The sequence below is a fragment of the Arthrobacter cupressi genome (assembly GCF_900099975.1).
Classification (GTDB): Bacteria; Actinomycetota; Actinomycetes; order Actinomycetales; family Micrococcaceae; genus Arthrobacter; species Arthrobacter cupressi.
The window spans coordinates 167,667-190,202 of record NZ_FNEI01000004.1; the positions used below are offsets into that span (position 1 = coordinate 167,667).

The following is a 22,536-nucleotide window of genomic DNA, read 5'->3' on the forward strand; positions in this document are numbered from 1 at the left end:
AGAAAGCAACCAGAGGACTAATCCATGCAGACCTTTTCAGGTGTTGGCGTCGCTCCCGGGCGTGTTCTGGGACCGGTGCGGCAGATGCCCAAACCGATCCAGGAACCACACGCGAACGTGAACATCCCCGCGGATGTAACAGTGGAGTCGCAGGCACAGCGCATCAAGGATGCGTCCAAGGCTGTGCAGGCGGAACTGCGTGAGCGGGCCGCCAACGCCAACGGCGAAGGCAAGGAAGTCCTCGAAGCGACGGCCCTGATGGCGGCGGACCCCATGCTGGTCAAGTCCGCGATCAAGCTGCTCAAGCACGAAACCCCGGGCGGCGCGCGCACCGCGGAGCGCGCCGTCTGGGAGGCCGCCGCCACGGTGGCCGAAACCCTGAAGGCCCTCGGCGGTTACATGGCCGAGCGGGTCGCCGACGTGCTGGACGTCCGGGCCCGGATCGTGTCCGAACTGCGCGGCCTGCCGGCCCCGGGCATCCCGGCCTCCGAGGTGCCGTTCATCCTGGCCGCCGAGGACCTGGCTCCCGCGGACACCGCCACCCTGGACCCGGCCAAGGTCATCGCCCTGATCACTTCAGGGGGCGGGCCCCAGTCCCACACGGCCATTTTGGCCCGGGCGCTGGGCCTGCCCGCCGTCGTCGCCGCTGCCGGCGTGGACGGGATCGACGACGGCACGGAGGTTTACGTCGACGGCGCCGCCGGGACCATCACCGCCGAACCCGGCGAGGAGCTGCGGGTGGCGGCGAAGGTCTGGGCCAACCAGGCGAGCACCCTGGCCGCGTTCACCGGAGACAACACCCTGGCCGACGGTGTCCGCGTGCCGCTGCTGGCCAACGTGGGCACCGGCGCCGACGCCGTCAAGGCCGCCGGTGCCGGGGCCGAAGGCGTCGGCCTGCTCCGGACCGAGTTCTGCTTCCTGGACCGCGACACCGAACCCACCGTGGAAGAACAAATCGCCGCGTACGGGGCCGTGTTCGCCGCGTTCCCGGCGAAGAAGGTGGTGGTCCGCACCCTCGACGCCGGCGCCGACAAGCCGCTGCCGTTCCTGACCAATGCGGACGAACCCAACCCTGCGCTCGGCGTGCGCGGCTACCGTACCGACCTCACCTCCCCCGGCGTCCTGGAACGCCAGCTCGAGGCGATCGCCGCCGCCGAGGCCGCACACGAGGCCGAGGTCTGGGTCATGGCCCCCATGATCTCCACCGCCGAGGAAGCAGCCCGCTTCGCGGACCTCTGCCACGCCGCCGGGCTCAAGACCCCGGGCGTGATGGTGGAAGTGCCGTCCGCGGCGCTGACGGCCGAGACCGTGCTCGGCCAGGTGTCTTTTGCCTCCCTCGGCACCAACGACCTCACCCAGTACGCCATGGCCGCCGACCGGCAGCTCGGCCCCCTGGCCACCCTGAACGACCCCTGGCAGCCCGCGGTGTTGCGGCTCATCAAGCTCACCGCCGACGGCGCCGCCACGGCGAGCAGCGCCAGCGGCCAGGCCAAACCCGTGGGAGTCTGCGGTGAGGCAGCGGCCGACCCCGCCCTCGCCGTCGTACTCATCGGATTGGGCGTCGCGACGCTTTCCATGAGCCCACGGGCCCTGGCCGGCGTGGCCGCGGTCCTGAAAACCGTCACCGTGGACCAGGCCCGGGAGCTGGCCGGCATCGCCCTGGCCGCCCCCAGCGCCGCCGCCGCGCGCGCCGCGGTCCGCGAACACTTGCCCGTCCTCAACGACCTCGGCCTTTAAGAACACGGCCTGTAACCGCAGGCCACCGAACCAGCAAGGAGAACCCACCATGAGCGAACGCACCGCCACCATCGCCAGCCGCGTCGGCCTGCATGCCCGTCCCGCCGCGATCTTCGCCGAAGCTGCCGGCGAACTCGACCTCGAGGTCACCATTGCCCGCCAGGGCGAACCCGCCGATGAGGCCATGGACGCCGCGTCCATCCTGTCCCTGATGAGCCTCGGCGCTTCCCAGGGCGACGTCGTCGTGCTGCGCGCCGAAGGCACCGGGGCCGACGAAGCCCTGGACAAGCTGGTCAAGATCCTCGAAACGGACCACGACGCCGAATAGCAGGTCCCGGCCGAAACAACGGAGCGTGCCTTCCCCTCGCGGGAAGGCACGCTCCTCTGGTTTGCGGCAGGGGTTAGTCTTGCGCGGGTTCGGAGACCGCGGTGCCGGCCGTCATGGTCTCGGCGTTGATCATCCACGCGAGTTGCTCAAGCCGGGAGATGATCGCGTGCAGCAGGTCCGCCGACGTCGGGTCTTCCTCGTCCACCTGGTCATGCACGTCGCGCATGGTCTTCACGGCGCGCTCCACCCGTGCCGTAATCAGCTTGACGGCATCCTTGGTAGCGGTGAGTCCCTCGGGGAAGGCTTCCAGCCTGGTCCCTCCCGCGATGGTGGCGCTGCGGCCGTCCGGCAGGGCGTGCAGGGCCCGCATGCGTTCGGCCGTTTCGTCGGCGAAGGCCCGGGTGGCCGCGACGAGTTCATCGAGCTGCAGGTGCAGGTCCCTGAAGTTTTGGCCCACGATGTTCCAGTGCGCCTGCTTGCCCTGGAGCTGGAGTTCGATCAGATCCGTCAGGACCATCTGCAGGTTTGTTGCCAGGGTTTGCGATGCCTTCATGTCTTCCTCTCACGATGCTGTTCCAGTGCCAGGCCGGCCCGGGGAGCGCGATCCCCGAAGCGGGCCACTTGCCCAGCTTACGTCCCGAACTCTAGTTTAGTAAGCATGCTTACTAGTATTATGAGGCATCTGGGCCGGCATGCGGGAAGGCTTTCGAAGCAGTGCCGAGAAGGTTCAGTCAACGGAAAGGAACCGGTCAATGTCGACGATTTCCCACCCGGCGTCTCCCAACGAGACGCCACAACCCAACGCGGAGCCCATCTGGTGCCGGACCTGCAACACCACCGAGCACCTCATCCTGGACAGCATAGAACCGCTCAAGCCCCCCACTGAAGGGCTCGTCGACATTTCCTACACCTGCGTTGAGTGCGACACCTTCTACGCACACACGGCCGTCTTCCTGGACGCAGCCGCCATCCTCAACGAACGCGGAAACACCATTGGGGTCCTGCAATTCGGCGGCGAGTACGTCCACTGCGGGCGCCCCATGGAGTTGGCCGGCTCGGCACACCGGAGCGTGCAGGCTCCCATCCGTACCGACGATCCGGGGCAAGATCCCGCCGTGGAACTGCTCGATGTCTACTTGAAGACCAAGGTGCTCCAGTGCGGCTGCGGATTCCGGATGGAACTGCCCGCCTAGCCGAACGGCCCGCCGTCCGGAGCGCCGGCCTAGCCGCGCTCCGGACCCGGCTGCGGCTCCGGCGGGGCCGCATCCGGGTCGCCGGGCACCGGGAAGGTGTCGGGCCCAGGCGGCACCGGGAACGGTCCCGGATCCGGTGGAACAGGCGGCTCGGTGGGCGGCGGCTGCGGCGGTTCAAAGGGCGGCGGCTGGGTGCCCGGATCCGGCGGCAGGGGCTCAGGCGGTAACGGCGACGGCGGCCCGAACGGCGACGGCGGGTCCCCGGCGTCGGGCGGCGTCTCCGGCGGGTTACCGCTTCCGGGAAGTTGCCCGCCCGGCTGGACCGGTGAAGGGAAAGTGCTGTCCATCGCTTCCTCCAATGTGAGTTGGCGTACTTCTCCAGCACTCCCGACGCTAACCGTCGGCGGGCACGGAGTCCAGCGTTCCGGCGAAATTAGTCAGCAGGCTTATCATCCCATTGAAATCCGCGCCGCCACGCCATAGCGTGAAGTTCAAAAGGCCCGGTGGAGGGTGCTTCATGGACGTATCTGAGAACCAAGACGACGATCGCGGCGAGTCCCGGAACCAGAAACTCGACCGCAACTGGATGGAACTCCTCCAGGAACTTAGGGTGCTGCAAACCGGCGTCCAAATCCTGGCGGGCTTCCTCCTGACGTTGCCGTTCCAAGCGAAATTCGACTCGCTGGATTCATTCCAGGTGGGCCTTTACCTGTTTAACGTGATGGCCGCGGCCCTGACGACGGCGGTGATCCTGCTGCCGGTCAGCGTGCACCGGCGGCTGTTCCGGAAGCGGCTCAAATCCGTGCTGGTGTCCAGCGCCGACAACATGGCCAAGACCGCCCTGTGCGGCGTGGCGGTGCTGATTGTGGGCACCGCTGTCCTGGTGTACGACGTCGTTGCGGGCCGCAATGCCGCGCTGATCGCCGGGATCTCGATCGTGGTGGTCCTGCTGTTCCTGCTCCTTGCCATTCCGTTGTGGCTCAGTTACCGATCACGCCGCCCTCCGGGGCACGGACAATAGGAGCATCATGCCCTCGTGGGTGAAGAACAATGGCCTGCTTCTGGTCAATGCCGGTCTCTTTGCCGCCTTCTTCGGCGGCATGGTGATTTCCGGTGTGGCCAGTTACAACGAAGACCAACTGGCGCACGGCGAGGAAGCGGTTAGCCTCCTCGCCTACGTGCAAAGCGGGCATTTCGCGGAAGCCGTCTTCGAAAACTGGGAATCGGAATTCCTGCAAATGGCCATGTATGTGGTGCTGACGGTCTTCCTCTTCCAGAAAGGTTCATCCGAATCCAAGCCGATAGGAAAGCAAGCGGAACAGGATGAAGATCCACGCCAGGCGAAAATCACCGCAAAGACGCCATGGCCGGTCCGGAAGGGCGGCTGGATCCTGGTGGTCTACGAGCACTCCTTGTCCGGCCTGCTGGTGATCCTGTTCCTTTTCTCGATCCTGATGCACGCTGTGGGCGGCACGGAAGCCTACAGCGAAGAACAACTGGCCCACGGACAGCCGGGGGTCTCCCTCTGGGAATTCATGGGAACCAGCCAATTTTGGTTCGAGTCCTTCCAGAACTGGCAGAGCGAATTCCTGGCGGTCGCAGTGCTTGTAGGCGCCTCGGTGTTCCTGCGTGAGCGCGGTTCGCCCGAGTCGAAGCCGGTGGCCGAACCCCACCGCGAAACCGGGGCCTAGCGTGCCTGGGGCCTCAGGCTTTCTTCTTCGCCCGGGCCCTGGGCTTGGCGGGGGCTTTCTCCTCCGCGTCGTCGGCCTTTGCCTTGGAACTGCTGGAAGCTTTGGTCCCGGCAGTCTTGGCGCCGGTTTTGGTTCCGCCGCGCTTCTTGTCCAGGCTCCGCTTCAGCGCCTCCATAAGGTCGATGACTTCGCCGCCTTCGCCTTCGCCTGGCTGCACCCCGAACGTCGCTTCGGTGTCCAGGGAGTCGCCGCGTTCGAGCTTCGCCTCGATGAGCTGGCGCAGCTGCACCTGGTAGTCATCCGTGTAGGCTTCGGGGTCGAAGTCGCGGGCCATGGAGTCCACCAGGGCCGAGGACATCTCCAGTTCCTTGTCCGAGATCCTGATGTCCGAATCCAGCGCCGGGAAGTCGGCCTCGCGGACCTCGTCGTCCCAGAGCAGCGACTGCAGCATCAGCACGTCCCCGCGCACCCGCAGGGCGCCCAGCCGGGTCTTCTGGCGCAGGGCGTACTGGACAATCGCCACCCGCTCGGTGTCCTGCAGGGTGCGCAGGAGCAGCATGTAGGCCTTGGGCGATTTGGAGTCCGGCTCCAGGTAGTAGGGGCGCTCGTACATGATGGGGTCCAGCTGCTCCGACGGGACGAATTCCACCACCTCGATTTCGCGGCTGTTCTCCTCCGGGAGGGACTTCAGTTCCGCCGGGGTGAGGACCACGGTGCGGCCTTCCTCTTCGTAGGCCTTGTCGATATCCTCGTAAGCCACAACTTCGCCGCACACTTCGCATTTGCGCTGGTAGCGGATGCGGCCGCCGTCCTTGTTGTGGACCTGGTGGAGGCTGACATCGTGGTCTTCGGTGGCGCTGTACAGCTTGACCGGCACGTTGACCAGCCCGAACGCGATAGAACCCTTCCAAATGGCCCTCATGCACTAAGTGAACATCACATCAAGGCGGAGGTGAAGAGATGGCAGGCCGCCAGAAGGAGCGGGTGAACGTCGAAGGACGCGCGCTGACGCTGACCAACCTGGGCAAGATCATCTACCCGGAAACCGGCACCACCAAGGCCGAAGTGCTCGACTACTACGCCGCCGTCGCGCCTTTCCTGATCCCCGCCGCGGCCGACCGGCCCGCCACCCGCAAGCGCTGGGTGAACGGGGTGGGCACCGCGGAGCACCCCGGGCAGATGTTCTTCCAGAAGAACCTGGATGCCTCCACGCCGTCGTGGGTTTCCCGGGTGACCATCCAGCACAGCGACCACACCAACGACTATCCGCTGGTGAACAACCTGGCCACGCTCACCTGGCTGGCGCAGATCGCCGCCCTGGAAATCCACGTGCCGCAGTGGAAGGTGGATGGCGACGGGACCATGCTGAACCCGGACCGCCTGGTCCTGGACCTCGACCCCGGGCCCGGCACCGGCTTACCCGAATGCGTTGAGGTGGCCAAGCTGGCCCGGTCCATCCTGAAGGACATCGGCCTGGACCCGGTTCCGGTGACCAGCGGCAGCAAGGGCATCCACCTGTACGCGGGCCTGGACGGCACCCAGAAATGGGAGCAGGTCTCGGCGTTCGCCCACGAGCTGGCCCGCTCCCTCGAGGCGGACCATCCGGAGCTGGTGGTTAGCGATATGAAGAAGTCCCTGCGCGGCGGCAAGGTCCTGGTTGACTGGAGCCAGAACAGCGGGAACAAGACCACGATCGTGCCGTACTCCCTGCGCGGCCGCGCGCACCCCATGGTGGCCGCGCCCCGCACGTGGCGGGAGCTCTCCTCCCCCAAACTCGAGCATTTGGATTTCACCGCCGTTATGAAGCGCGTGAAGGACGGCAAGGATCCCTTCGCCGCGGTGGCCGGGCATTCCGGCAAGGCGCCCGCGCACCTCGGCGGGGATGAAGAGGACGACGGCGGCGGACCGGCCGGCGTGCACCCGCGGCTCGCCGACTACGTGCGGAAGCGCGATCCGGGCCGAACTCCGGAACCCTTTCCCGCCGTCGGGCTGCCCGCCGCGGGAAAGCCATCCGGAAAGCAGGCGGACGCGGAAGAGAACCCGGCCGGCGGGATCTTCGTGATCCAGGAACACCACGCCCGGGCCTTCCATCTGGATTTCCGACTGGAACACCACGGCGTGCTGGTGTCCTGGGCCCTGCCGCGCGGCGTGCCGGAAACTCCCAACAAGAACCACCTGGCGGTGCACACGGAGGACCACCCGCTCGAGTACGCGCAGTTCCAGGGCATCATTCCCAAGGGCGAATACGGCGCCGGAACGGTGAGCATCTGGGACAGCGGCACGTACGAGTGCGAGAAGTGGCGCGAGGGCAAGGAGGTGATCGCCACCCTCACCGGCAAGCCAGGCGGCGGCCTGCACGGCGTGCGGCGCTTCGCGCTCATCCGCACCGGGGAATCGGACAAGCAGTGGCTCATCCACCTGATGAAGGAACAGCCCGGACAGCCCGGGGCGCTGCACCGCGATGCCACTGCTCCGGCGGCGGCCCCCGCCGCACGCGGCGCCGCCACGTCGCGCACCTCCAGCCCGCGCACCCTCGCCGCGCCACCGGACTACGCCCCGATGCTGGCCACCGCGGGCACGGCCGGGGACCTGGCCGGGAGCCGCTGGCTGTTCGAGCTGAAATGGGACGGCTTCCGGGTGCTGGTCTCACGCTCGCGCGGGAAGCTCCGGCTCGGCAGCCGCAGCGGCAAGGACATGACGCCCACGTACCCGGAGCTGAGCGACCCCGCCATCTGGCCTGAGCATGATTTCGTGGCCGACGGCGAGATCGTGGCCTTCGGCAAGGACGGCCGGCCGAGCTTCGAGCAGATGCAGAAACGGATGAACCTCACCAAGCCGCACGACGTAGAGCGTGCCCGCGCGGTGGCTCCGGTGCAGTTGATGCTTTTCGACCTGCTGTACGACGACGGCGAGGAGCTGGTTTCGCTGCCGTTGGAGGAACGGCGCAGGCGCCTGATGTCCTTCGTGAAGGAGGTCCGCAAGGGCGGCCCGGTACATATGTCGGAGGTGCTGGATCACGACCATGAGGACATCCTGGACAGCGCCGCCGAACTTGGCCTTGAGGGGATCATGGCCAAGCGCGCCGACAGCCGCTACCTGCCCGGGCGGCGGAGCCATTCCTGGCTCAAACTCAAACTTGAGCAGAGCCAGGAAGTGGTCCTTGGCGGCTGGCGGCCCGGTGCCGGCGCCCGCCGGGGCAGCATCGGTGCCCTCCTGGTGGGAATTCCCGACGGCGGCAAGCTGCGGTATGCGGGGCGGGTGGGCACAGGCTTCAAGGACTGGCAGCTGCGCGACATCCTGAAACGGGTGAAGGAACTGGAACAGCCGGAGTCGCCCTTTCTCGACATCCCGGCCGAAGACGCCCGCACGGCGCACTGGGTGTCCCCCGAGCTCGTCGGCGAGGTGACCTTCGGAGAGTGGACCGGAAGTGGGCGCATGCGGCACCCGGTGTGGCGAGGCTGGCGGCCGGACAAGTCGCCGTCGGACGTTGGCCGTCCCCACTAGCCGTTCCGTGAGTGAGCTAGCGAATGAAAAAATCGTTGACAATTTACACTTCGGCGATTTACATTCATAGTGAATCAAAACCCGCCTGCCCGGTCGGACCGAAGCCCGTTGGCTCACATCGACCGAGGCCCCCTCCCCACCCCTACGAACGGACGGAATCATGACAGACACCTCACGGCCGGAGTACATCTCTTTTGACATCTACGGCACCCTGATCAACTGGGACACGGATGCCACCACCCTCCGCCTGCTGGATGGCCGCCTGCCTGAAGAGCAGTGGCCTGCATTCAAGAAGGTTTTCCGCGGTTACCGCTTCGACGAGGTCCTTGAATACCGGCCGTACGAGGAAGTCCTTCAGCGCTCCTTTGACCGCGTCTGCAAGTACTTCGGCATTGGGCCGACCCCGGGTGCAGGCGCAGAATTCGCCGACGCGGTACGCAGCTTTGGCGCCCACGACGACGTGCCGGCTCCGCTGAAGCTCATGGGCGACAACTTCAAGCTGGTTGCCCTGTCCAACGCCGACGACAGCTTCCTGGAAATCAGCATCCCCAAGCTGGGCGCCCACTTCCACGCCGTGCTGACCGCCGAGCAAGCCCAGGCCTACAAGCCGCGCTACGAGGCCTTCGAGTACATGCTGGACACCCTGAACGCCAAGCCGGAGGACTTCCTGCACATCGCCTCGCACACCCGCTATGACATGCATCCGATGCACGACATGGGCTTCCGGAACCTCTGGGTGCTGGACCGTGGCTACGACCCCATTGGCCCGGGCTACGACTACAAAGTTGTCAAGTCCCTGGACGAGATCAACAAACACCTCGGCCTCTAGGGCCGGCTTCCTAAGACTCCCCGCTCACGGCAAGCGAACATGGCCGTGAGCCGTGGGCGGGGACACCCGCTTGTTCCGCAAGCAGCCCAGGCCAAGCGGGCTTTCCTAACTCCCTTTGAAAGGGTGGCATGAGTACGACCCCCAACTCCACGACGAGCGACCCTGACTTCATCGTCGCCGTCGCAGCAGAGAGCGGCCTGCTGGGCGGGAATTCACATATGCCGGACCTAACGGTCCTGGATCTCCTTGAGGAGTTCTATGGCCTGACAGGGAAGCTGGTTCGGATTCCCACCGAGAAGGATGACACGTTCAGGCTCCAGGACGGCGCGGATACTTATCTGGTCAAGGTGTCCCCGCCGGATGAGGATCCCATGATCGTCCACCTTCAGACAGCGTGCATGCAGCATCTGGAATGGACCGCCCCCGAGCTTCCGGTCCAGCGCCTCGTGAGTTGCGTTGACGGGAGACCCGAAGTCCACATCCCCGCACCGGACGGACCCTACGACCGGGTGCTTCGCGTGATGCGCTTCATGTCGGGAAACCTGCTGGCCAATCATGCAGCATCGGCGGAGCAGCTTCAATTGGTGGGCTCAAGCCTCGCCCGCCTGGGCCTGGCTTTGCGGGACTTCGATCACCCGCGGGCAGACCGCATGCTCCTGTGGGACCTGAAGCATTTCCACCGGATGCGGCCGCTGCTTGACCACGTAGGCGAAAAGTCCAAGCGCTCCCTGGCGGAGGACATTTTCAACCGCTTCGACGAGCAGGTGGTCCCGCTGCTTGGCAGCCTCACATCCCAAGTGGTGCACGGGGACTTCAGCCCCTTCAACCTTGTGGTCGATCCCGATGTAGCCGACTTCGTGACCGGGATCATCGACTTCGGAGACACGGTGCGGACCCCCCTGATCTTCGACATCAGCGTGACCATGGCCAATCTCCTGGGAAGAGACCCGGGCAGCCCCTGGGAGCAGGCCCTCAACGTGGTGGCGGGGTACCAGAAGGTTCGCCCCCTGCCTGTTCAGGAGCTCGCGGCCCTGACAGTGTCTGCGCCCGCCCGGCTACTGCTGCGCGCCCTGATAACGCAGTGGCGGGCAAGCCAGCTCCCCGAAAGACGCGAGTACCTCCTTTCCCACTCCAAACCGGACTGGGACCGGCTCGCAGCCACCGCCGCGGCCCCCGCACCGAAACCGCCTTTCACACCCTGAATTCCAGCACCAAGCTTCGAGGAAACAATGATGGAAACTTCGCAAATCCGTAAGCCATCCAGAGCCATGGTCAACGGCTTTGATCCCAATCGCCTCAGCGAACTCCCGGATCACATCCAGGAGAACATTCGACGCCGGGACAAGAGCCTCGGTCCGAGCTACCGGCTCTTCTACAACACCCCCGTGGAAGTGGTCCGCGCCCAGGGTGTCACGCTCTTTGACAGCCAAGGGAACGAATACCTGGACGTATACAACAACGTCCCCAGCGTGGGCCACGCACACCCGCGCGTCGTGGCCGCAGTGCACGAGCAGATGCAGAAGCTGAACACGAATACCCGCTACGTCCAGGAGTCCATCCTCGACTACTCGGAGCAGCTCCTCTCGACTTTTCCAGCCGAACTCGGGCACATCATGTTCACCTGCACCGGGTCCGAGGCCAACGACCTCGCCATGCGTGTGGCGAAGTATGTGACTGGCAACCAAGGCATCATCGTCACCGCCGGGGCCTACCACGGCCTGACGACTGAAGTGGCGTCATTCTCCCCATCCTTGGGCATCGGGGTGCCATTGGGCGCCAATGTGCGGGTCATCGACGCGCCTGACGCCCTGCGCTACGCCTCGGACGAAAAACCGCTCGCGGAGCACCTGCGGGACCAAGTGCGTGCGGCGATCGCCGACCTGCACCGCCACGGCGTGGGAGTAGCGGCGTTCATCGCCGACAGCATCTTCTCCTCCGACGGCGTCTTCGACGGCCCGGCCGGCTTCCTTCGCCCGATCGTTGAGGAAATCCACGCCGCAGGCGGCCTATACATCGCTGATGAAGTCCAGCCCGGCTTCGGCCGGACCGGCGAGGAATGGTGGGGCTTCCAGCGCCACGGAATCGTCCCTGACATTGTGACCATGGGCAAGCCAATGGGCAACGGCATACCCATCTCCGCGGCAGTGTTCAAGCCCGAGCTGCTCGTGGAATTCGGGAAGAACATCCGCTACTTCAACACCTTCGGCGGGAACACCGTCGCCATCGCCGCAGCACAGGCCGTCCTGGATGTCATCCGCGAGGAATCCCTCATGGAAAACGCCCTCAAGGTCGGTTCGAAGATCCAAAGCGAACTTCGACGGATCACCCAGGACCTGGACCAGGTGGCGGAGGTCCGCGGTAGCGGCCTGTTCATCGGAGTCGACCTCGTCACCGACCGCTCCAGCCTGACCCCGGACGGGAATCTCGCCGGCTTGATCGTAAACAGGCTCCGCGAAGAGCGGATCCTGATCTCTGCCTGCGGAGCCCAGGGCAACGTCCTGAAGCTCCGCCCGCCGCTGCCCTTCTCCATGACCGACGCTGACCGTCTCATCGAGGCCATGGACCGCGTACTCCAAGAACTGCGCTGACTCGGCACACGCATCGGCACCATACGTCGACGTTCCGCACCGCAAGGGCCTGGGCACGGTATCGCACCGTGCCCGGGCCCTTGGGCTATGTCGAGGCTCACTTCCAAGATCTCGCAGCAGGAAAAACCAGAAAATTGTTGACAAAGTTGCCATTTACATTCATGATGAAAATTAATCAGTGAGACGCCGGTCACACAGAGTCGGAGTCAAGCGCGAGAGGCCAGTAATCGCTCGCCCAGCGGGCGCCAAGGCAACAAATCCCCATGTACTGAACCAGCCGACCTCCCCAATGAATTACTCGGCGGTGAACCAATTGAAGGGAACACCATGAAGAGCATCACCAAGATCCATGCTGCCGCTGCGGGGCTTGCTGTCCTGCTGGCCGTGACGGCCTGTGGCGGCGCGGTAACGGGCGGCCAGCAGGCGGAAATCCCCAAGACGCAGAACACCCGTGACATTTCGGAAGGTGTCCAAGCGGATCCGGCTGCGGTGGCTCTGTTGCCCGCGTCCTACAAGGCCAAGGGCGAACTGACCGTGGCGATGGATCTGAGCTCGCCGCCGATGACGTTCCTTGCCGAGGACAACACAACCCCCATCGGCGTGAACCCGGACCTCGCCCGCCTGGTTGCCAAAAAGCTGGGGCTGAAGTTGAAGTTCGAAAACACGGCGTTCGACACGATCATCCCCGGCATCGACGGCGGCCGCTACGACTTCACCGCCACCACCATGTCCGCCACGGAAGAGCGGCTCAAGGTCATGGACATGATCAACTACCTCAAGGGCGGCTCAGCGGTGGCAGTACCCGACGGCAACCCGCAGAATCTGACCAACGAGTCACTCTGCGGCAAGAGCATCGCCGTCACCAAGGGCTCCACCCAGCAACTCAAGCACCTGCCGAACGTCTCGAAGTGGACCTGTGAGGAAAAGGGCAAGCCGGCCATCAACGCCGTGACGCTGCCCAACGTCCAGGAGGCCCTGACGCAGTTGGACTCCAAGCGGGTTGACGGTGTCTTCTACGACGCCAGCGGCCTGGCCTGGGCACAGGCCCAGCAGCCCGGCCACTTCACCGTCCTGGAGCCGCGGATGGATACCCGCACCAACACCAACGTCGCCATGGGGCTGAAGAAGGGATCACCGCTGACGCCTGCCCTCCAGAAGGCCATCCAGTCCGTCCTCGAGAGCCCCGAATACAAGGAGTCGCTGGAATACTGGGGCCTTGGAGAATCAGCCATCACTGAAGCCGCAATCCGCTAGTCCATCAGCCCCTATCAGAGCAAAGCCGGACAGGCCCGTCGCGTCCGGCTTTGCTCTGATATCGCATTAAGGTTGTGCAATGAACAGCAACGCCACGACAGGTGACTACAACAAGGCCTCGGTCCTTGATGCGGTCCTTTCCGAGGCGCCTTTGACGCGCAGCAGGCTGATCGAATTGACGCGTTTGAGCCAGGCGACCGTGTCCCGGAAGGTGGATGAGCTCCTTTTTGACGGCTTCGTCATCGAGCAGGGAGTCGATGCCGTTGTGCGCCGCGGCCGGCCCTCTACGTATCTCGATGTACCCGGCACGGCGGGGCACATCGTCGGCATCTCCCTCGGCGCGAGAACCACTTGTGTCCTGGTGACGGACCTCAGGGGTCGGGAGCTTGGACACACAACCGTGCCGAGCCTCGAGGGCGGTGACCTTGAAACCACTGGCGAGTGGCTGGTGGAGTTGATTGCGGAGACCGGTGATTCCACAGAGGGGCCGTTGCGCCAAATCGTCGCGGCCTTGCCCGGACGTATCAATGGCACTAGGGGGCCTGGGAAAGCAGAACCACTGAAGAATTTCAAGGATTCTCCTCTCCGGAATTGGCTTGAGGATCGGCTACACGCTCCCGTGACCCTTGAGAGCGATGCCAGTGTGTCTCTCCGCGGGATCCTGAGGGATGATGCGAGCATCGGGAATGCTGCTTTGTTCATGCTTAGTACCGTGCTGACGTTCGCTAGCTGTACTGATCATGAGATCGCCCAGGGGCGCACTCCGACTTTCGGTGATCTCGGCGGTGTACTCTTCTCCGGCGTGGGCAACGAGCCGCTCGACGGCCTGTTGAGCACCAAGGGACTCCTCCAATTTTCCAAGCGGCAGGGGCTGGAACTGGAGGGCATCGAGGCGCTCTGGTCCCAGCCGCAGGAAGAGGTGTCCCGCGCGAAAGTGATGGAGGCGTTCACGACGGCGATCGTCACCGCTGTCGGCGCCGTTGCAGTCACCCTGGACCCGGAGTCGGTGTACTTTGTGGGCCGGCTGAGCCCGCTCGTGGATGAAGTCCTGCCCGAGGCGCGCAGGCGACTGGCGAAAAGCCTCCCCGTCGTTCCGGAGACCAGGGTCGCGTCGCAAGAGGTCGGACTATCAGTGGCCCGCGGAGCGGCGTATGCAGGACTGGCCTTGGCCCAGTCCCGGCTCCGGGAATCGGTGCTGGAGGCCAGCCGCGAAAGCCTAAGCCAGTAGCAAGACCCCGCCAAACCCAGCGCCACTACTGCGGCCGCTGGACGTGGGACGGCCCAACTAACTGGCAGTTGTTGTCGTTATGACGCCTCAAAACGACGTTAAGTGCGAGCTAGTTGGGCCGGATTTCCAGTTGGCGGCCTGGGTCAGCCTGTTACGAGGAGTGCGGCATCTGGGGGCGGCTGGTGCGGTGCACTGCCGCCACGGCTGCGCTTTGGCCTGCGCGTCCGTGGCTCACGCCGCGTTCCTTGGGGTGCCGGCGCTTGCCGTTCCCGTCCGGCCAACTTCTTGTTTCCGCCGATCCGAAGGTGGTGGCTACAGCCGCGGGTTCGGGCATCGGCGCCGTGTCCATGGCTCCGGCCAGGTGCTCGGCGAGCTCCGGAGCGATCTTCTGGGATGCATCCTTGGCGGGCATTGTTCTTCCTTTCCACGGTGAAACGAAGGGATTATTCAGGGTACTTTGCGGTGCCGTGCGTAGCCAGTGGTGCCGGCTTACGGGCTGGCCGCCTTGGGGTTGGTTCATGGAATGTGCAGGCATACAGTGCTCTCCTTGGCTTCTGTGCCGTCGAAGGTGCCGGAGGTGCGGCGTTCAAAGGTGGAGAACCTTTTCCGGTGCCGAACTTGGAATGCCCCCAAAAAGGATTTCCGGTTCCGGGTACGCGAGAAAGGGAACGGCGCGGAGGCAGGGCCTCAACAGGCATGGATTTTTGCTTCGGCTGAAACACGGCGGCGCGGGGGAACCCCGGGCCGGCCGGTTACTCAAAAATCAGTGTTCCCATGCCCACTACCCTAGGCAGACGTAGGGCCGCCTGTGAACCCCCGAATTTATTGGCTAACATTGCAGCCCTGACGACCCACATTTCCCTTACCGCCCGGCTCCGCGCCGCCGGCTCCGTCTTTGCCGAAGAGGAGGCCGCCCTGCTCCTCGCCGAAGCGGGTTCGCCGGCGGAGCTGGAACGGATGGCCGAGCAGCGCATCGCCGGCTTGCCCCTGGAGCAGATCCTCGGCTGGGCCGGATTCCGGGGCCTCCGCATCGCCGTATTTCCCGGCGTCTTCGTCCCGCGCCGCCGCACGGAGTACCTCGTCGAACTGGGTGCGCGGTTCGCACGGCCGGGCTCCGCCGTCGTCGATCTCTGCTGCGGCACCGGTGCGGTGGGCACCGCCCTTGCGGCCGAGGTTCCAGGAATCGAACTGCATGCCGCGGACATCGATCCCGCCGCCGTCCGCTGCGCGCGCCGCAACATCGGGGCCGCCGGCGGGCAGGTCCACGAGGGCGATCTCTACGCGGCGCTGCCGCCCGCCCTCCGCCGCCGCGTGGACGTTCTGCTGGTCAACGCGCCATACGTGCCGTCGGACGACATCGGGACGATGCCCCAGGAGGCCCGCCTGCATGAGCCGCTGGTAGCGCTCGACGGCGGATCGGACGGTTTGGCGGTCCAGCGTCGGACGGTTGCCGAAGCTCCGTTGTGGCTGGCTCCGGGCGGCCGGCTGCTGATCGAGACGAGCGTCCGGCAGGCACCGCTGACGGCGGCCCTGTTCGGGGCCGCCGGCCTGCAATCCGAGGTGCTCCGCTCCGAAGAGCTCGATGCGACTGTGGTGCTCGGTTTCAGGCCCGAATCGACCGTCGAAGGTCACAATTAGGTAACGACGCCGCCGAAGTGTCGGAAATCCGCGGATTGGCGGGGTTTCCGGCGTGAAATCCGTTCCGCGATACGCAACAGATCGGCCCCGGAACAGTCCAGCCGGCACTGCGGCAGCCCACGGCGTGTCCGGAACCCGCGTAAAATTGAAACCCTGCCCGGAGCGGGGCAGCTGTACGTCGCAAGCAAATGACCTCCCTAGGAGGGGCCCAAATGCCCACAGACCAAAGCATTACCGACTCTCTGGATGGCGCCAGGAACGCCTCCGGACCTACTCCATCCACACCCCGCGGTTCCGCAAAACTGAAGTTTCCCGTCCGCCGCCGGCTCAAGGTTTCCGACGTCAATGTCGTCGACCAGCCGATGCTCAAGAAGGCCTTGGGCGGAACCATCGTCGGCAACACCATGGAATGGTACGACGTCGGAGTCTTTGGCTACCTGATCACCACCATGGGCCCGGTTTTCCTCCCCGAAGCCGACCCGGCGGTGCAGACCCTGTTCCTGCTCGGCACCTTTGCCGCCACCTTCATCGCACGCCCCCTCGGCGGCGTCTTCTTCGGCTGGCTGGGCGACAAGGTGGGGCGCCAGAAGGTCCTCGCAGCGACCCTGCTGCTGATGGCGGCAAGCACCTTCGCCGTCGGCATCCTGCCCGGCTACGCGCAGATCGGCATCTGGGCCGCAGCGCTCCTGGTGATCCTGAAGCTCGTCCAGGGCTTCTCCACCGGCGGTGAGTACGCCGGTGCCACCACCTTCGTGAGCGAGTACGCGCCGGACAAGCGCCGCGGCTTCTTCGCGAGCTTCCTGGACATGGGTTCCTACATCGGCTTCGCGCTCGGTGCCGCCCTGGTGTCCGTCCTGCAGCTGACGCTGGGCCAGGCGGCCATGGAGGAATGGGGCTGGCGCTTGCCGTTCCTGATTGCCGGTCCGCTGGGTGCGATCGCGATCTACTTCCGGAACAAGATCGAGGAGTCCCCGCAGTTCCAGGCCGCCCTGGACGCCCAGGAAGCGCACGCCGCCGAGGCCGCTGCCGGCGACGCCGCCGTGGCCAAGGGACCGATCGGGATCATCAAGGCCTACTGGCGCCAAATCCTGATCGCCATGATCCTCGCCGCCGCCGCCAACACAGTGGGCTACGCCCTGACCTCCTACATGCCCACGTACCTCACCACGGCCAAGGGCTACGATCCCGTCCACGGCACACTCCTGACCATCCCCGTGCTGGTCATCATGGCCCTATGTATTCCGCTCACCGGCAAGCTCTCGGATCGGATCGGCCGCCGCCCCGTGCTGTGGATCGGCGCAGGTAGCACCATCGTGTTCTCGATTCCCGCCTTCCTGCTGATCGGCATCGGCGAGATCTGGTCCACCCTGGCCGGCCTGGCCCTGATCGCCTTCCCGGTGACCTTCTACATCGCCAACCTGGCCTCGGCGCTCCCGGCCCTGTTCCCGACGTCGAGCCGTTACGGCGGAATGGGCATCGCCTACAACTTCTCCGTGGCGATCTTCGGCGGCACCACGCCGCTCATCGTCGATGCCCTCATCCAGGGCACCGGCAACGACATGATGCCCGCCTACTACCTCATAAGCACGTCCGTAGTCGGCGCAGTCACGATCTACTTCCTGAAGGAATCGGCACAACGCCCACTTCCTGGCTCCATGCCGAGCGTGGACACCGCCGCCGAGGCCCGCGAACTGGTGGCCACCCAGGACGAGAACCCGCTTATCGACCTGGACGAGCTGCCCTTCGACGACCTGGTGACCGCACCAGCCTCCGGCGAGGGCCGGCAGCCGGATGGCAAGAAGGTACCTGTAGCCGTCGCTTAGGGGCGTCCCGCTTCGCCCCGCCCGCCGGCGCCTCCTACCAGAAGCATCGGCCATCGCCTTAGACTCGGCAGATGGCCGATGCTTCTGTGGGTTCATCCGTGGGGTCCCTGCACCACTTGGAAATCTGGGTCCCGCACCTGGAACGCGCCCTGGTGGAATGGGGCTGGCTGCTGGCGGAACTCGGGTACGCGCCGTTTCAGCGGTGGGCCAAGGGCTGCAGCTGGAAACTCGGCTCCGCCTACATCGTGGTTGAACAATCCCCGGACCTCACCAGCACCATCCACCGGCGCACGGATGCCGGCATGAACCATGTAGCCTTCCATGGCGGCAGCCGGGACAACGTGGACCGGATCCGGGAGCTCGCCGTGGACTCCGACTGGTTCGAGCTCTACGCGGACAAATACCCGCACGCCGGCGGCCCGGAGCACTACGCGGCCTTCCTGATCAACTCCGACGGCTACGAAGTGGAGCTGGTGGCGGAGTAGCGTACCCGCTCGAGCGGTCCTTGGAGCAGCCCGACGAGAGCATCGCCATGGGTCAGTTGCGGATGGTGCCCGGCACCCGGCCTGCCGCATGCCCGCCCACATTTCCCCGGCAAACGGACTTTTCCCCGTGTAACCCGGAGGGGAAAAGACCGCAAGGCGGGGAAAACCCGCAGCTCCCCCTACCCGAGACCCTGCAGGTAGCTGTTCCGCTCCTCGATCAGGTGCTGCATATAGCGGCCCAGGAAGGCCTTCTCCACGAGGCGGCCCAATATCCCGAGCGGGGCAGTGAACTCGACGTGGTCGAGCATGAGGGTGCCGCCGCCGTCGGGCCCGGAGGAATCGGGCAGGGACCCGTCCGGCCCGGCAGGATCGGGCAGGAATTCGTGGACGTGCCGGAAGGCACGGAACGGGCCGCGCTGCTGTTCGTCAGTGAAGGATTCCGGGAAGCTGTACTGCGTGATCCGGCTGGTCATCCGGACGGGCAGTCCGAAATGCCTTGCCCGCCAGGTGACCGTGTCGCCGAGCGTCATCAGGCCGGCGGTCACTCCGGCCACCGCCCGTTCCCGGGACTTGGCCATGGAGCCAAGATGGACATCGACGCTGCGGGAGAGGTCGAAGGCCTGCTCCGGGGTCATGGCCAGCCGGGTCCGGCAGGTAAACGAGACCGTCATGGGAGGATCTTCCCACGCAACCCTGCCATGATGCTGCGCACACTGTGACCGGGTCGATAGCGGGGTGTCCGCACGGTTTGGTACTTTTCGGAAGGCCCGGTCACAGGAAGAACGGCGGTATCACCCGGTGCGCAAGCTCCTCTCCCACGCCCGGGACCTCCACCAGATCGGCCCCGCGAACAATGACCGCCTCTCCGCCGTCCGCGTCGCACTCAGCGTCGCCGCGCCCAGCCTGTTCCTGCTGGCGATCGGCCGGCCCGAGCTCACCCTGTACGCGGTGTTCGGCGGCCTCACCGCAATGTACGGCCGGAACGAAAGCCACCAGCTGAGGCTCAAGCACCAACTCCAGGCAGCCGTGGTCCTGCTGGGCGGCGTCACCGTGGGCACCCTCCTTGCCGTGAACCACATACATTCCTGGGGGCTGGTGCTGGTGGAGGCGCTGCTGGCCGGGGTGGGCTCCTTTTACTCCGACCGGGTGCGGCTCAAGCCCAACGGGCCGTTCTTCGGCATCCTCGCACTCGGCGCCTGCGCCTCGGTGCCCGTCGCGGTCCCCTTCGGTGTGGCCGTGCTGATCGCGGTGGCCTCGGCGTCGTTCTCGCTGCTCGTCGGATTTGCGGGCTGGCTCCGGGTCCGCGCCTGGAAATCCGGTGCCACGCGCCGCGCGCCGGCCCTGACCCCGCCACTCCGGCAGGCCGCCGTCGTGCATGCCGCGCGCTACGTGACGGCGGTGGGGGTGGCGGGAAGCATCGGCGTGCTGAGCGGCAGCGGCTATCCGCACTGGGCGATGGCCGCCGCGGCGGTCCCGCTCGCCGGCGCGGACATGCCCAGCGCCGTGCACCGCGGTATCCACCGGATCGTGGGCACGTTCCTGGGCCTGGGCGTCGTGGCGCTCGTGCTTTTCCCGGGGCCGCTCTCTCCCGTGCAGTATTTCCCGGCGACGACCCTGCTGGTGCTTTTGGTGATCGCCTGCCAGTTCTGCACCGAGCTGTTCATGGCCCGGCACTACGGCTGGGCCATGGTGTTCTTCACTCCGGTGATCCTGCTGATGACCGAGCTGGCCGCGCATACGGATCCGGGGCGCCTGATCACCGAACGCGCCGCCGAAACCCTCGTAGGCGCGCTGACCGGGATCGCGGTGGTGGTACTTATCCGTTCCCGGAAGCGCCGTCCGGGGAGGCCGGCCGGGGCCTCTTCGGCGGACCTGCCGTAAAGCGGGCGGGCAGCAGGCGGGAGACCGCGGTCACGAGCTTGTAGCGCTTGGTGGGAATCGAGATGGCCTTGCCGTTCGCGTTGTCCGCCAGCGCCTCGCTGACCACCCGCTCCGCCTTGAGCCACATCCACCGCGGGGCCACGGACTTGTCCATGCCCATCCGGTCGTGGAATTCGGTGTGGACGAAACCCGGGCAGAGTGCCGTCACCTTGACCCCGCGGGCGGCGTAGGCGAGGTTCGCCCAGCGGCTGAAGCTCACCTGCCAGGCCTTGGCGGCCGAGTAGCTGCCGCGGTTGGCGAACGCCGCCACGCTGGCCACGTTGATGATCCGGCCCGAGCCGCGCTGCAGCATTCCCTGTAGCGCGGCGTGGCATAGCTCCATGGGCGTCTGGACGTGGAGGCGGAGGTGCCGCTTTTCGTCGTCGGCGCTGTTCTTCTCGAAGGAGTGCAGCAGGCCGACGCCGGCGTTGTTGACCAGTACATCCACCGGCCGCGCGGCGTCCAGGAGGCGTTCGACGACGGCGGCCACCCCGGCGTCGTCGGCCAGGTCCGCGGGAAGCACCTCCGCGGTGATGCTGTAATCGCGTTCGAGGACTTCCGCCACGGAACGGAGGCGGCCGGCGTCGCGCGCCACCAGGATGAGGTGGTGGCCCTGCTCGGCGAGCTGCCGGGCGAACTCAGCACCCAGTCCGGCGGTGGCCCCGGTGACGAGTGCGGTGAGGGCGTTCGCGATGGCGGTCATACGCCAAGCGTAGTCCTGCCGTCGAGGGGAGCAGCGGTGCCTTGCCCTGCGGCGTCACGGACCTTCTTGCCGCGGATGTAGCCCACGATTCCCAGGGCGAGGATGCAGCCGAGGGTGCCGAGTGCGAAGGCTTCGAAGGTCAGCTGCGGGACGCCCCAGACCGCTTCGAAGTCGTACTCCAGGCCGAAAAGGGCATCCAGGGTTCCCGGGAAGACCGCCACCCAGGAGCCGATGAGAATCCAGAGGAAGCAGACGGCGCCGAAGAGGCGGAACACGGAGTCGGAGACGGGAACCCTGAAGGGCCGCACGGTGTCCGGGTACTTGCTCCGCAGCCTGACCGCGGCAGGAATCGCCAGGAGGTAGCTGAGCAGGAAGGTGGAGATGGCGATGGTCAGCACCACCCCGAACAGGGCACTGCTGGTGCCGCTGAGCTGCATGGCGGCCAGCATAAACAGCGTGGCCACGACGCCGGAAAGGGTGTTGACGCGGATCGGCGTGCCGAGCTTGGGATGGAAGCGGCCGAAGAAGCCGCCGAAGAAGGAACCGTCCGCGGCGGCCATGGCCTGCATGCGGTCGCTGATGATCATCCAGGCCGCGCCCTGCGAGACCAGCACGAAGCAGAAGATGACGGCCGAGACCGCGAGCATGGCCTCCCCTGCCGGGCCGAACACCGTGTAGACGGTCGCCACGGCGCCGAACAGCCCGCCGATACCGGTGATCTGGTCCAAGGGGACCACCAGGAGGATGGCCAGGATGGGCAGCAGGTAGCTGGCGGCGGCGATCATGGAGGAACGCGCCACGGAGATGGGAACGTCCTTGGCCGGGTTCTTCATCTCACCGGCGGCGCTGTTGCCTGATTCGAAGCCGAGGAAGGAGAACAGCAGCAGCGGGGTGACGCCGAGGAAGCCGGCGAGGGTGGGCGAGAAGAAGCCGAGGTCCAGCCCGTTGAAGCCGTGCTGCAGCCCGTAGACCAGGGTGACGATGATGAAGAAGGTCAGGAACACCACTTTGAGGATGGCCCCGAGGGAGGGCAGCCATTTGCCGTGCTTCAGGCTGATGATGGCCGAGGTCACCGTAATCCAGATGAACACCAGTTTGAAAAGGTAATCCCCCGGGCTGCCGGCCTCAACGTGGCCCACGTACTCGGACCAGGTCTCCACGGCCACGAACGCCATGGCGCCGCCCACCCAAACGGGCTGCGTGACCCAGGTGAACAGGGAGGTGATGGCGGCGACAACCCGGCCGAAGGCCATCTTGGTCCAGACGTACACTCCGCCTTCCTCGGTGAAGGCACCGCCGGTCTCAGCGAAGATCAGCCCGTACGGGACCATGAAAGTGACCGCCAGGATGAGGGTCCAGGTGAAGGTTTCGCCGCCGAAGCCCGAAACCTGGCCCAGGACCTCCACCGAGATGACGGCCGCGACCACCAGCAGGAGGATGTCGAAGCGGCCGAGGGATTTCTGCAGATGCTTGCTCTGCTCCCGGGCAAGGCTGGTTGAGGAGATTGGCTGATCCATGATCGGTCCTTTGCTACTGCTTAAGTTTGCTGCTGCGCAGACGGTTTGGGGAGGGATGAACTCAGCGTAGGAGCGTGAGCTGCATCACGTAAACAAGG

The 22,536-nt window shown here is 65.7% G+C and carries 21 protein-coding genes; 15 read left to right on the top strand and 6 right to left on the bottom strand.

The features are described 5' to 3' along the window. The first annotated feature begins 24 nt into the window (after positions 1-24). Positions 25-1,737 carry a phosphoenolpyruvate--protein phosphotransferase gene (ptsP, locus tag BLP88_RS06735; RefSeq protein WP_074587927.1) on the top strand — a complete coding sequence of 571 codons (1,713 nt, stop codon included), beginning with the start codon at positions 25-27 and terminating at the stop codon, positions 1,735-1,737. Between the two features lie 49 nt (positions 1,738-1,786). Continuing rightward, the gene (locus BLP88_RS06740) at positions 1,787-2,065 is read left to right on the top strand and encodes an HPr family phosphocarrier protein (RefSeq protein WP_074587929.1); all 279 of its coding nucleotides are present in this window, start codon (positions 1,787-1,789) and stop codon (positions 2,063-2,065) included. 73 nt (positions 2,066-2,138) lie between these two features. Here the strand turns inward: BLP88_RS06740 and BLP88_RS06745 are convergent, their stop codons facing one another. After that, positions 2,139-2,618, bottom strand: a complete 480-nt coding sequence (locus BLP88_RS06745; protein WP_074587930.1) for a Dps family protein — start codon at positions 2,616-2,618, stop codon at positions 2,139-2,141. Positions 2,619-2,817: 199 nt separating this feature from the next. Between BLP88_RS06745 and BLP88_RS06750 the strand changes: the two genes are divergently transcribed. The 3 genes from BLP88_RS06750 (at position 2,818) to BLP88_RS06760 (ending at position 4,949) form a co-directional block, all read left to right on the top strand. Beyond that, positions 2,818-3,258: a hypothetical protein gene (locus BLP88_RS06750; protein WP_074587931.1), complete on the top strand. Its 441-nt coding sequence runs from the start codon at positions 2,818-2,820 to the stop codon at positions 3,256-3,258. Between the two features lie 517 nt (positions 3,259-3,775). Then, on the top strand, positions 3,776-4,279 hold the full coding sequence (locus tag BLP88_RS06755) for a DUF6328 family protein (protein WP_074587932.1): 504 nt from the start codon (positions 3,776-3,778) through the stop codon (positions 4,277-4,279). Between the two features lie 7 nt (positions 4,280-4,286). Then, positions 4,287-4,949: a DUF6766 family protein gene (locus BLP88_RS06760; RefSeq protein ID WP_074587934.1), complete on the top strand. Its 663-nt coding sequence runs from the start codon at positions 4,287-4,289 to the stop codon at positions 4,947-4,949. A 13-nt stretch (positions 4,950-4,962) separates the two neighbouring features. Here BLP88_RS06760 and ku read toward each other — a convergent pair whose 3' ends face one another. Beyond that, positions 4,963-5,871 (bottom strand): non-homologous end joining protein Ku, encoded by a 909-nt coding sequence (gene ku / locus BLP88_RS06765; RefSeq protein WP_074587935.1) that lies wholly within the window; start codon positions 5,869-5,871, stop codon positions 4,963-4,965. 38 nt (positions 5,872-5,909) lie between these two features. On the opposite strand from ku, the gene BLP88_RS06770 reads away from it, so the two are divergent. The 6 genes from BLP88_RS06770 (at position 5,910) to BLP88_RS06795 (ending at position 14,352) form a co-directional block, all read left to right on the top strand. Next, a complete protein-coding gene (locus BLP88_RS06770) occupies positions 5,910-8,453 on the top strand; it encodes an ATP-dependent DNA ligase (protein ID WP_074587937.1) in 2,544 nt (847 codons plus the stop codon). Positions 8,454-8,613: 160 nt separating this feature from the next. After that, positions 8,614-9,282 (top strand): HAD family hydrolase, encoded by a 669-nt coding sequence (locus BLP88_RS06775; RefSeq protein WP_074587938.1) that lies wholly within the window; start codon positions 8,614-8,616, stop codon positions 9,280-9,282. A 128-nt stretch (positions 9,283-9,410) separates the two neighbouring features. Continuing rightward, positions 9,411-10,484 carry a phosphotransferase gene (locus BLP88_RS06780; protein ID WP_074587939.1) on the top strand — a complete coding sequence of 358 codons (1,074 nt, stop codon included), beginning with the start codon at positions 9,411-9,413 and terminating at the stop codon, positions 10,482-10,484. 30 nt (positions 10,485-10,514) lie between these two features. Further along, positions 10,515-11,870: an aspartate aminotransferase family protein gene (locus tag BLP88_RS06785; RefSeq protein ID WP_245679788.1), complete on the top strand. Its 1,356-nt coding sequence runs from the start codon at positions 10,515-10,517 to the stop codon at positions 11,868-11,870. Between the two features lie 327 nt (positions 11,871-12,197). Then, positions 12,198-13,124 (top strand): ABC transporter substrate-binding protein, encoded by a 927-nt coding sequence (locus tag BLP88_RS06790; RefSeq protein WP_074587942.1) that lies wholly within the window; start codon positions 12,198-12,200, stop codon positions 13,122-13,124. 79 nt (positions 13,125-13,203) lie between these two features. Beyond that, positions 13,204-14,352 (top strand): ROK family protein, encoded by a 1,149-nt coding sequence (locus tag BLP88_RS06795; RefSeq protein ID WP_074587944.1) that lies wholly within the window; start codon positions 13,204-13,206, stop codon positions 14,350-14,352. A 151-nt stretch (positions 14,353-14,503) separates the two neighbouring features. Here the strand turns inward: BLP88_RS06795 and BLP88_RS06800 are convergent, their stop codons facing one another. Continuing rightward, a complete protein-coding gene (locus tag BLP88_RS06800; protein ID WP_074587946.1) occupies positions 14,504-14,764 on the bottom strand; it encodes a hypothetical protein in 261 nt (86 codons plus the stop codon). 362 nt (positions 14,765-15,126) lie between these two features. On the opposite strand from BLP88_RS06800, the gene BLP88_RS06805 reads away from it, so the two are divergent. The 3 genes from BLP88_RS06805 (at position 15,127) to BLP88_RS06815 (ending at position 18,298) form a co-directional block, all read left to right on the top strand. Next, positions 15,127-15,990, top strand: a complete 864-nt coding sequence (locus tag BLP88_RS06805; protein ID WP_084110888.1) for a putative protein N(5)-glutamine methyltransferase — start codon at positions 15,127-15,129, stop codon at positions 15,988-15,990. Between the two features lie 212 nt (positions 15,991-16,202). Beyond that, entirely contained in the window at positions 16,203-17,813 is a 1,611-nt protein-coding gene (locus BLP88_RS06810) for an MFS transporter (RefSeq protein ID WP_074587948.1), read from the top strand. A 71-nt stretch (positions 17,814-17,884) separates the two neighbouring features. Then, complete coding sequence (locus BLP88_RS06815) at positions 17,885-18,298, top strand: VOC family protein (protein WP_074587950.1); 414 nt, start codon at positions 17,885-17,887, stop codon at positions 18,296-18,298. Positions 18,299-18,477: 179 nt separating this feature from the next. On the opposite strand, the gene BLP88_RS06820 is transcribed toward BLP88_RS06815, so the two are convergent. Continuing rightward, entirely contained in the window at positions 18,478-18,969 is a 492-nt protein-coding gene (locus BLP88_RS06820; protein WP_074587951.1) for an SRPBCC family protein, read from the bottom strand. A gap of 127 nt (positions 18,970-19,096) precedes the next feature. Between BLP88_RS06820 and BLP88_RS06825 the strand changes: the two genes are divergently transcribed. Further along, a complete protein-coding gene (locus BLP88_RS06825) occupies positions 19,097-20,179 on the top strand; it encodes an FUSC family protein (protein WP_074587953.1) in 1,083 nt (360 codons plus the stop codon). Here BLP88_RS06825 and BLP88_RS06830 read toward each other — a convergent pair. Continuing rightward, positions 20,115-20,921: an SDR family NAD(P)-dependent oxidoreductase gene (locus BLP88_RS06830; protein WP_074587955.1), complete on the bottom strand. Its 807-nt coding sequence runs from the start codon at positions 20,919-20,921 to the stop codon at positions 20,115-20,117. The two genes, BLP88_RS06825 and BLP88_RS06830, sit on opposite strands and share 65 nt — an antisense overlap. Next, positions 20,918-22,438 carry an APC family permease gene (locus tag BLP88_RS06835; RefSeq protein WP_074587957.1) on the bottom strand — a complete coding sequence of 507 codons (1,521 nt, stop codon included), beginning with the start codon at positions 22,436-22,438 and terminating at the stop codon, positions 20,918-20,920. Before BLP88_RS06835 ends, BLP88_RS06830 begins: the two co-directional genes overlap by 4 nt. Between the last annotated feature and the right edge of the window lie 98 nt (positions 22,439-22,536).